This window comes from Pseudoduganella sp. GW821-FHT12E03 (assembly GCF_058807115.1).
The window spans coordinates 986,197-997,005 of record NZ_JBXAQJ010000001.1 but is presented as its reverse complement, the minus strand read 5'-3'; the positions used below and the strand labels follow the sequence as shown (position 1 = coordinate 997,005).

Below are 10,809 nucleotides of genomic sequence, written 5' to 3'. Positions count from 1 at the left end.
GAGTGGTAGTTCAGTTGGTTAGAATACCGGCCTGTCACGCCGGGGGTCGCGGGTTCGAGCCCCGTCCACTCCGCCAAGAACACGAAACCCCCGCAGCTGAAAAGTTGCGGGGGTTTTTGTCATTTGGCTTTTTTGACATTGTTGCCGTTTTGGCTTGCCCGACCTCGCACGCACACGGTAGAATCGCGTGCGCGGGCGGACCCAGGGTCCGCCTTTGCCATTTCACTCAACATCATTGGCGGACCATGTTTGAATTTATACGCACGCATCAAAAACTGATGCAGATCCTCCTGGCGATCCTGATCGTGCCGTCGTTTGTCTTCGTCGGAGTCAGTGGTTACGACAGCGCTGGCGACAGCGCCAACACCCTGGCCAAGGTCGACGGGCTCGCGCTGACGCGCCAGGAATGGGAGCAGGCCCAGCGCAAGCAGCTGGATAATTACCGCCAGCGCCTGGGGCAGCAATTCGACCAGAAAATCTTCGATACGCCGGAGTTCCGCCAGCGCGTGTTGGATGACCTGATCACTGAAAAAGTCATCACCTCGGAAGCGTCGCGCAACCACCTGACGGTGTCGCAGGCCAAGCTGCAAAAGCTGATCCTGGAAGCCATCAAGGACGTGCCTGGCATCTTCAAGGCCGATGGTTCGATCGATGTTGATGTCTATCGCCGCATCCTGGCGCAGTCGCAAGGCTTGACGCCGGAAGGCTACCAGCAACTGGTGCTCAAGAGCGAAACGTCGCAACAGGTCGGCGGTTCGGTGGCGCTGTCGGGCTTTGTGCCGCGCGCCGTGGCCAAGCAAGTGTCGGACTTCGGCGCCCAGGAGCGCGAAGTGCAGGAACTGGCGCTGCCGGTGCAGCAGTTCCTCGACAAGGTCAAGGTCACAGATGAGATGGTGAAAGCGTTCTACGACAAGAACGCCAAGCTGTTTGAAACGCCGGAACACGCCAAGATCGAATACGTGGTGTTCAACTCGGCCGCCGTGTCGTCGCAAGTGTCGGTGTCCGATGAAGAAGTGGCGGCGTATTACAACGCCAACACCAAGCGCTTCACCGCGCCGGAAGTGCGCCGCGCCAGCCAGATCATGGTGGCGCTGAAGGCGGGCGCCAGCGGCGCCGACAAGGCCGCCGCGAAAGCCAAGGCCGAAGCCATTGCCGCGGAAGTCAAGAAAGCGCCGGCCGATTTCGCCAAGATCGCCAAGGCCAAGTCGGAAGATCCGGTGTCGGCGCCACAGGGCGGCGACATGGATGCGCTGGACCGCGCCTCGTTGCCGAAATCGCTGGGCGACGCCGCCTTCGCGGCCAAGCAGGGTGACATCGTCGGCCCGGTGGAAACCGAATTCGGCTTCCACATCGTGACCATCACGTCGCTGAAGGCCGAAGCCGTGAAGCCGCTGGCGGAAGTGAAGGAAGAAATCGCCGCCGACTTGAAAAACCAGAAGGCTGGCAAGAAGTACTCGGAAATGGCGGAAGCCTTTACCAACACCGTGTATGAACAGGCGGACAGCCTGAAGCCGGTGGTGGACAAGCTGAAGCTGGAAGTCAAAACCGCCGAGAACGTGAGCCGCACCCCGTCGCCGGCGGCGGCACAGGCGCCGTATAACAACGCGAAATTCCTGACCGCGCTGTTCACCGATGAAGTGCTGAAAAACAAGCGCAACACGGAAGCGGTGGAAGTCGCGCCAAGCACCCTGGTGTCGGGCCGTATCGTTGAATACAAAGCCGCCGCCAAGCGCCCGCTGGCCGAAGTTGAGCCGATCATCCGCCAGCGCGTGCAGGTGGAAGAAGCTGTCAAGCTGGCCAAGAAGGAAGGCGAAGCCAAGCTGGCCGCCGCCAAGGCCAGTGGTTCGGCCGAGGGCTTCTCGCCGGCCAAGCTGGTATCGCGTGCCAATCCCGCCGGTGTCAATGGCGCGGCCGCCGCGGAAATCATGAAAGCCGACGTCAGCAAACTGCCGGCGTACGTTGGCGTGGAAATCCCGGGCATGGGTTATGGCGTGTACCGCATTGGCAAAGTACAGCAGCCGGCCCAGCAGGATCCCGCGCAGCGCCTGGAAGAGCAACAGCAAATCGGTAACATGCTGTCGCAGCAGGAACTGTACATGTACGTGGACGCCCTGAAGCAAAAGGCCAAAGTCAAAATGCTGGGCAGCGTAACGACCCCCGCGAAGACTGACGCCGCCAACTAAGCAAACGCTGGCATAACCCCCCAAAACCGCTGACTCCGCTCAGCGGTTTTTTTGTTTACACCATGGGGTCAGGCGTGCATTCATGCACAAAACCTGTGGGGTCAGGCGTGCGATCGTGCATTCGGATTTTCCCGCACGGCTTGGGTGGCGGGAAAAAGCGGGGCATTGCGCGGGTAACCGGCGGGGCATGTGCCGATACACGTGTTTGCTGCTCAGGCCGCCCGGCGCCGTGGTTTTCCCTCTGGCTGAAGGTATGGCGAATGCACGAATGCACGCCTGACCCCACGGGAGAAACGCATCAATGCACGCCTGACCCCACGGGTTGCTTGGGGGCGAGGGCGGGGATGGTCAGGTGGTGTGGAGGGACAGGGCGGCGGTGTGGAAGTCTTGCGGAGTGATGCCGGGCAGGTCCAGTAGCTGGCCTTGCGCCAATTGCGGGAAATTGCGGTGGATCGAGCGCTGGTAGGCCGGGTCGTAGTGTTCGGTCAGCAATGCGTCGACCAGTTCGGGCATGCGGCCCTCGTTCGCCAGCGCCTGCCAGGCCGCGATCTTGTCCTTGCCGTGCAGGGCGGTCAGATAGCCGAGCTGTTCATTCAGCGCCTGCGCATCTTGCGTGAAATGGGCATAGTCTTGCATCAGCAATTGCACGCGGTGCGAACGCGGCAGTTGCAGCGCGATGCAGGGCGAGGTGCGCATGCGCTCGATCAGTGCCGCCGGCACCCGCAATTCGCCGACTTTCTTGCTCTCCGATTCCACGAACACCGGGCGGCTCGGATCGAAGCGGCGCAGGCGGTCCCAGACCGCGCTTTCAAACATTTTTTGTGACGGTTGCGGATGGCTGGGAATGCGGCCCAGCACCGAGCCCCGGTGCGCCGCCAACTGTTCCAGGTCCAGCACTTGCGCGCCGACCGTGTGCAAGGTCTCCAGCAGGCGGCTTTTGCCGCTGCCGGTGGTGCCGCAGATCACGCGGAAATCGAACGCCGGCGGTTGTTCCAGCGCCGCCGCCACATAATGCCGGTACTCCTTGTAGCCGCCGTTCAGCTGCACCACCGGCCAGCCGATCTTCGCCAGGATGTGCGCCATGGCGCCACTGCGGTTGCCGCCGCGCCAGCAATACACCAGCGGGCGCCATTCACGCGGCTTGTCCTGCCACAGCGCTTCCAGGTGTTTGCTGACATTGCGCGCCACGATGGCCGCGCCGATTTTCTTGGCTTCGAACGCGCCCACCTGCTTGTACGTGGTGCCGACCAGGATCCGCTCCGCATCGTCGAGTACCGGGCAATTGATTGCGCCAGGCAAGTGGTCCAATGCGTATTCGGACGGGCTGCGCGCATCGATGAGGGTGTCGAATTCGTCCAGGCGGCCGACGATGTCGTCGAACTTCAATAACTCGGGATATTTCATCAGGATACTTATTTTGATTTCAGCAGTGGCTGCAAGTGCGGCCAGATATTGCCCAGGATGATGGGATGCGCCTTGGCGACCGGGTGCAGCCGGTCCGGCTGGAACAGTTCGATCTTGTCGGCCACGCCATCGAGCATGAACGGCGCCAGCGGCGCCTTCACATCGCGGCTCAGCGATCCGAACATGGCAAAAAACTTGTCCGCATAATCGCGGCCATAATTGGGCGGCATGCGCATGCCGACCAGCAGCACCTTGGCCCCGGCGCCATGCGATTGCTCGACCATGGCGCGCAAGTTCGATTCGGCGGCCGCGACCGGCAAGCCGCGCAAGCCGTCATTGGCGCCCAGTTCGATGATGACGATGTCCGGATTGTGCTTCTTGAGCAGGGCGGGCAACCGTGTGCGGCCGCCGCTGGTGGTCTCGCCACTGACGCTGGCGTTGACGATATTGGCCTCGAGCTTGTGTTGTTTGAGTTTATCGCCCAGCAGCGCCACCCAGCCAGTGCCGGCGGCCAGGCCATATTCCGCCGACAGGCTATCGCCCACCACCAGGACTTTTTTTGGTGCAGAATAAGCGCTCGGGGCCATGCCCAGGCACAGTGCCGCAACCAGCGGCAGCCACAGCGTGTGGCACAAACGACGAATACATTCCAACATGCCTGATATGTCCATTCCGATCAATGATGATGATTCCAGTCCCCGCTTGGCCATTGCCGTGGCCGGTCTCGGTAAAACCGTGGCCGATGCCAGCGGGGAACTGACTATATTGCACAGCGTGGATTTTACAGTGCAACACGGTGAAACGGTCGCGATTGTCGGGGCGTCCGGCAGTGGCAAATCCACCTTGCTAGGCTTGCTGGCGGGGCTGGACACTCCGACCAGCGGCACCGTCATGCTGCACGGCAGCGATATCTATGCCCTGGACGAAGACGGCCGCGCCGCGCTGCGCAAAGCCAAGCTGGGGTTCGTGTTCCAGAATTTCCAGTTGCTGGCGCACCTGACCGCGCTGGAAAACGTCATGCTGCCACTGGAGCTGGCGGGAGACCCGGCCGCGAAGAGCAAAGCCCAGGCCATGTTGGCGCGGGTGGGGCTGTCATCGCGCCTGCGCCACTATCCGAAATTCCTGTCCGGCGGTGAACAGCAGCGGGTGGCGCTGGCGCGCGCCTTTGTTGGCGAGCCGCCCCTGCTGTTTGCCGATGAGCCCACCGGCAGCCTCGATGCGGCGACCGGGGATGCGGTGATCGGCTTGATGTTTGAGTTGAACCGGGAGAAGGGATCGACCTTGGTGCTGGTGACGCACGATCCGGCCGTGGCGGCGCGCTGCGGGCGGGCCATGACGATCGCCGCCGGACGGTTGATGTAAGCGACCAGGCAAGCGCTCAGCGCCCGTGCATCTGCACCATCCGGTTCAACGCGGTGCGGATGGCCGGCACCAGTTCACTGGCGGTCACACCGATCGGCCCCAGTCCCTCGGTGACCAGCACATCGGCCGCCATGCCGTGCAGCCACACGGCGGACAGCGCCGCTTCCCACGCCGGCCAGCCCTGCGCCAGCAAGCTGCCGCACAGGCCGGCCAGTACGTCGCCGGTGCCGGCGGTCGCGAGCGCCGGGTTGCCGGTGGTGTTAATGACGGTGTGGCCATCGGGCCTGGCCAGCACTGTGCCCGAACCCTTCAAGACGACCACCGCGCGCAGCCGCACCGCCAGGTCGCGCGCCACGCCGGGCCGGTTGGATTGGACTTCGCCAGCGGAGATGGCCAGCAGGCGCGCCGCTTCCAGTGGATGCGGCGTGAGGACAGTGGGCGCCGCGCGTTCCGCGACCGTCGCCTGCAGCGCGGCATCCTGCGCCAGTAAGTTGAGGGCATCGGCGTCAAGCAGCAGCGGGGCAGTGCTGTTGACGGCCCGCGCCAGCGCGGCCAGGCTGTCGCCGCTGTTGCCCAGGCCCGGGCCCGCCACAATGACGGCGCCGTCCAGCGCGAAATCCTGCGCGCGGCGCAGCATCAATTCCGGCTGCGCGCTGTCATACGCTGGCGGTGTGTCGACGTGGCACGCAAAGACGCGCCCCGCGCCGGACATCAGCGCGGCCCGCGCGGCCAGCGTCACCGCCCCGCCCATGCCCGGCGCGCCGCCCAACACCGCGACATTGCCGAAGCTGCCCTTGTGCGTATCGTGGCGCCGCTTGCGCAAATGGCGCGCAAAGAATTTCACATCGTTCAGGTGGCAGCGCGTGGACGGGTACAGCGCCGCATCGATATCAAGCCGCGCCACCTGCACGTCGCCCGAGTAATCCCGCCCGGAACAGGTGTACAGGCCGGCCTTGTCGGCGATAAAAGTGATGGTGTGCGTCGCCTGCACCGCCACCCCGCCGGGCTCCGCATGGCCCCCAACAATGGCGCCGGTATCGGCATCGAGCCCGCTCGGGATATCCAGCGCAAACCGGTTGCACGGCAAGGCATTGACAGCTTCCACCAGCGCGCGCATTTCGCCTTCGATGGCCCGTGTCAAACCGATGCCGAACAGGCCGTCGATCACCAGGTTCCAGTCCTGTTCCGCCAGCATTGCCGGCGCCAGGCGCTCGAACTTGGCCTTGCTGGCGCGGGCGCGCTGCAAGGCCGCTTCCCGTTCCAGGCTGCAGTGGCCGCCGGGCTCTTCGCATCCGAAATGCTGCACCCACACTTGCGCACCGGCAAAGGCCAGGTGCGCCGCCACTTCCAGCGCATCGCCGCCATTGTTGCCGGGCCCCGCCAGCACCAGGACTTTGGCGCGGCTGGTGGAAAACGGCAGCATGTCCAGCGCCGCGTTGGCCGCCGCCTGGCCGGCGCGCTGCATCAGGGCGCCGGCCGGCAAACGCTGCGCCGCGGCGTGTTCGATATCCCGGATTTCAGCGACAGAATACAGTGGATTCATGTACGGTTTCCATGATGAGAGTGTTTCATTTTAACGCCAAATTAACGTGGCGGATCGCCATGTTGGCGCACTACAATAAGCCCTTCTACATTCCCTGGGGGACACATGGACTGGCAATTCTGGATCGACCGTGGCGGCACATTCACTGATATCGTGGCGCGCATGCCGGACGGCACACTGCGTACCCATAAGCTGCTGTCCGAGAATCCTGAACAGTACCGTGACGCGGCGATTGCCGGGATACGCCATTTGCTGGGTGTTGCCACCGGGCAGCCAGTGCCGGCGGCCCAGGTTGAGGCGGTAAAAATGGGCACCACGGTTGCCACCAACGCGCTGCTCGAGCGCAAGGGCGAACCGACCGCACTGGCCATCACGCGCGGCTTCCGCGATGCGCTGCGCATCGCCTACCAAAACCGTCCGCGCCTGTTTGAACGCCATATCGTGTTGCCGGAATTGCTGTATTCCCGCGTGGTGGAAATCGATGAGCGCATCGGCGCGCACGGCGACGTGGTCACGCCGCTCGACGAGGGCGCGGCCCGCGCCGGCCTGCAGGCCGCCTATGACAGCGGCCTGCGGTCGCTGGCCGTCGTCTTCATGCATGGCTACCGCCACAGTGCGCACGAGCTACGCGTGGCGGACATGGCGCACGATATCGGTTTTACGCAAATCTCCGTGTCGCACCAGGTCAGCCCGATGATGAAACTGGTGGCGCGCGGCGACACCACGGTGGTTGACGCCTACCTGTCGCCGATCCTGCGCCGCTATGTCGACCAGGTGGCCAGTGAACTGCCGGGCGTGAACCTGCAGTTCATGCAATCGAACGGCGGCCTGACCGATGCCCGTGCATTCCAGGGCAAGGATTCGATCTTGAGCGGCCCGGCCGGCGGGATTGTCGGCATGGTGCGCGCCAGCCGCCTGGCCGGCTTCGAAAAAATCATCGGCTTCGACATGGGAGGCACGTCGACCGATGTGTCGCATTATTCCGGCGAATTCGAACGCGTGTTTGAAACCCAGGTGGCCGGCGTCCGGATGCGCGCACCGATGATGAGTATTCACACGGTGGCGGCCGGGGGCGGTTCCATCCTGCATTTCGACGGCAGCCGCTTCCGTGTTGGCCCCGACAGCGCGGGCGCCAACCCGGGTCCGGCCAGTTACCGCCGTGGCGGCCCGCTGGCGGTCACGGACTGCAACGTCATGCTGGGCAAAATCCAGCCGGAGCATTTTCCGCGCTTGTTTGGCGCCGATGGCAGGCAGATGCTGGACCGCGACACCGTCAAACAGCGCTTCACCGACATGGCGGCCCGGATCCGCGCCGCGACCGGCAAACCGATCGGCGCCGACGAGGTGGCGGCCGGCTTCATTGAAATCGCGGTCGGTAACATGGCCAACGCGATCAAGCAAATTTCCGTGCAGCGCGGCCACGATGTCACCGAGTACACGTTGACCAGCTTTGGCGGCGCCGGCGGCCAGCACGCGTGCCTGGTGGCCGATGCGCTGGGCATGAAATCCGTGTTCATCCACTCACTGGCCGGCGTGCTGTCGGCCTATGGCATGGGCCTGGCCGACCAGGCCGCGATGCGGGAACAGGCGCTGGAAATCCGCATGGAAGCGGGTGTCGAGGCGCCACTGCGCGAGCGCCTCGATGCGCTGGGCCGGGAAGCCCGCGCCGAATTGCTGCGCCAGGGCGTGGCCGATGAGCGCATCACCCTGATCGAGCGGGTGCACCTGCGCTATGAGGGCACGGATTCCGCGCTGATCGTGCTGTTCGATAGCCGGGACGGCATGCAGGCGCAGTTCGAAGCGGCTTACCGCAAGCGTTTCTCGTTCCTGATGCCGCATAAGGCGCTGATCGTCGAAGCGGTGTCGGTGGAGGCGGTGGGCGCATCCGACGCGCCGCCGCCTCAGGCGCCGGAACAATTGCCGCGCGATGGCGGCTTGCGCCCGCACAGCATGGTGCGCATGTACGGGGCAGGGCAGTGGCATGATGCGCCGTTGTTCCGCCGCGGCGATACGCGCATTGGCGATATCGTCAACGGCCCGGCCATCATTGCGGAAGCCAATGCGACCACGGTGGTGGAGCCTGGCTGGCAGGCGCAGGTCACGCCGCAAGACCACCTGGTGCTGCGCCGCGTGCTGCCGCTGCCGGAACGGCGCGCGATTGGCACCACGGCCGATCCCGTGATGCTGGAAGTATTTAATAATCTGTTCATGTCGATCGCCGAGCAAATGGGCCTGCGGCTGCAAGCCACGGCCTATTCGGTCAACATCAAGGAGCGCCTGGACTTTTCCTGCGCCATCTTCGATGCGGACGGCAACCTGATCGCCAATGCGCCGCATATGCCGGTGCACCTGGGTTCCATGGGCGAGAGCATCAAGACGGTGATGAGGGAAAATGCCGGCAAGATGGCGCCGGGCGACGTCTTCATGTTGAACGACCCGTATAACGGTGGCACCCACTTGCCGGACGTGACGGTGATTACGCCGGTGTTCGACGAGGCGGAGCAAACGATCCTGTTCTATGTCGGATCGCGCGGCCACCATGCGGACATCGGCGGCACCACGCCGGGCTCGATGCCGCCCGATTCGCGCAGCATCGACGACGAGGGTGTGCTGATCAATAATTTCAAGCTGGTCGATGGCAAGGAGGGCGGCCGTCTGCGCGACGCCGAGGCGCGGGCCCTGCTGGCCGGCGCCAAATGGCCGGCCCGTAATCCCGACCAGAACATGGCGGATTTCCGCGCTCAAATCGCCGCCAACCAGAAGGGCGTCGATGAATTGCGCAAGATGGTGGCCCACTTCGGCCTTGACGTGGTGCAGGCCTACATGCGCCATGTGCAGGATAACGCCGAGGAAGCCGTGCGCCGCGTGATCAGCGCGCTGCATGACGGCGGTTTTACGCTGTCGCTGGACAATGGCGCGCAGATCCAGGTGGCGGTGCGGGTGGACCGCGAAGCCCGCAGCGCGGACATCGATTTTACGGGGACTTCGTCCCAGCTCGACAACAATTTCAATGCCCCGTCCGCCGTGTGCATGGCGGCCGTGCTGTATGTGTTCCGCACCCTGGTCGATGACGATATTCCCCTCAACGCGGGTTGCCTGAAACCGCTGAACGTCATCATCCCGCCCGGCTCGATGCTGAACCCGCACTATCCCGCATCGGTGGTGTCGGGCAACGTGGAAACCTCGACCTGCATCACCAATGCGCTGTACGGCGCGCTGGGTGTGCTGGCCGCGTCGCAGGGCACCATGAACAATTTCACGTTCGGCAATGCGCGCTACCAGTATTACGAAACCATCAGCGGCGGTTCCGGCGCCGGGGACGGTTTCAATGGCACGTCGGTGGTGCAGACCAACATGACCAATTCACGCCTGACCGATCCGGAAGTGCTGGAATTCCGCTTCCCGGTGCGGCTCGACAGCTACGCCATCCGCGACGGTTCCGGCGGCGCCGGGCGGTGGAAGGGCGGCAACGGCGGCATCCGTAAAATGCGCTTCCTGGAGCCGATGACGGCGGCGATTTTGTCGAACAACCGGCTCTATGCGCCGTTCGGCATGGCTGGCGGCGGCGATGGCGGCAAGGGGCGCAACTATGTGCTGCGGGCCGACGGGTCGGTTGAGCACCTGGGGCATATCGGCAAGACTGAAATGAACGTGGATGATGTGTTTGTGGTGGAGACGCCGGGCGGCGGCGGTTATGGAGGCAGTGACGCCTCAAACTAAGGCGATGTCGGCAGCACTCGGGGGAATGCTTCCACTGTAGGGCACGCTCCAGGGTGGGGGCACCATGCATGCTGCTGCACGTCCGGCGCCCGGCGGACCACGGCTAAAATATTATCAAAAACATCATGTTGAAAATATGTAAACATGTTATATTGATATTGTTCTATTCGTACTACCGATCTCATCTTCTTCAAGGAAACTTATGAAAGTGAAGTTTAAGAAGGCCGTGCTGTGCGCGTTAATTGGCAGTTCGGCGCTTGCATGCGCACCATCACAGGCAGGCATCACCTTTTTTAGCCGGGCAAATTGCGCCAATAACGAAAGTATCTCCTGGGATTGGCCGGGAAATTCCTATTGGCTCTGGACATATGGCTATCATTTTAGAAATGGCGCATGGGAGCCTACCATTTCAACAGGATGGGAACAAACCTACCGTTCTGCGGCGCTGCATTGGGGTGAAGGGTTCTCAGGCGGTGCTTATGTTGTCGGCGACCATTATATGTGGATAAGTGGCTATGGCACCCTGTACATGGGACGTACGCAAACGAATAACTGTAATCTGGGTTATTTTTTCCCATACTGGTAATATAAAGGACA

General features: G+C 63.1%; 7 protein-coding genes. 4 read left to right on the top strand and 3 right to left on the bottom strand.

Annotation, left to right across the window (positions count from 1 at the left end; genetic code table 11):
• The first annotated feature begins 245 nt into the window (after positions 1–245).
• Positions 246–2,183, top strand: a complete 1,938-nt coding sequence (locus tag AC1RRC_RS03880; protein ID WP_493053933.1) for a SurA N-terminal domain-containing protein — start codon at positions 246–248, stop codon at positions 2,181–2,183.
• A 348-nt stretch (positions 2,184–2,531) separates the two neighbouring features.
• Here AC1RRC_RS03880 and mnmH read toward each other — a convergent pair whose 3' ends face one another.
• Positions 2,532–3,587 (bottom strand): tRNA 2-selenouridine(34) synthase MnmH, encoded by a 1,056-nt coding sequence (gene mnmH / locus AC1RRC_RS03875; protein ID WP_493053932.1) that lies wholly within the window; start codon positions 3,585–3,587, stop codon positions 2,532–2,534.
• A gap of 8 nt (positions 3,588–3,595) precedes the next feature.
• Complete coding sequence (locus tag AC1RRC_RS03870) at positions 3,596–4,243, bottom strand: arylesterase (protein ID WP_493053931.1); 648 nt, start codon at positions 4,241–4,243, stop codon at positions 3,596–3,598.
• Between the two features lie 7 nt (positions 4,244–4,250).
• Between AC1RRC_RS03870 and AC1RRC_RS03865 the strand changes: the two genes are divergently transcribed.
• Positions 4,251–4,949: an ABC transporter ATP-binding protein gene (locus tag AC1RRC_RS03865; RefSeq protein WP_493053949.1), complete on the top strand. Its 699-nt coding sequence runs from the start codon at positions 4,251–4,253 to the stop codon at positions 4,947–4,949.
• 16 nt (positions 4,950–4,965) lie between these two features.
• On the opposite strand, the gene AC1RRC_RS03860 is transcribed toward AC1RRC_RS03865, so the two are convergent.
• The gene (locus AC1RRC_RS03860; RefSeq protein ID WP_493053930.1) at positions 4,966–6,492 is read right to left on the bottom strand and encodes an NAD(P)H-hydrate dehydratase; all 1,527 of its coding nucleotides are present in this window, start codon (positions 6,490–6,492) and stop codon (positions 4,966–4,968) included.
• Between the two features lie 105 nt (positions 6,493–6,597).
• On the opposite strand from AC1RRC_RS03860, the gene AC1RRC_RS03855 reads away from it, so the two are divergent.
• Both AC1RRC_RS03855 and AC1RRC_RS03850 read left to right on the top strand, forming a co-directional pair.
• On the top strand, positions 6,598–10,212 hold the full coding sequence (locus AC1RRC_RS03855) for a hydantoinase B/oxoprolinase family protein (protein ID WP_493053929.1): 3,615 nt from the start codon (positions 6,598–6,600) through the stop codon (positions 10,210–10,212).
• A gap of 202 nt (positions 10,213–10,414) precedes the next feature.
• Positions 10,415–10,798, top strand: coding sequence for a hypothetical protein (locus AC1RRC_RS03850; RefSeq protein WP_493053928.1), 384 nt, complete (start codon positions 10,415–10,417; stop codon positions 10,796–10,798).
• The last annotated feature ends 11 nt before the right edge of the window (positions 10,799–10,809 follow it).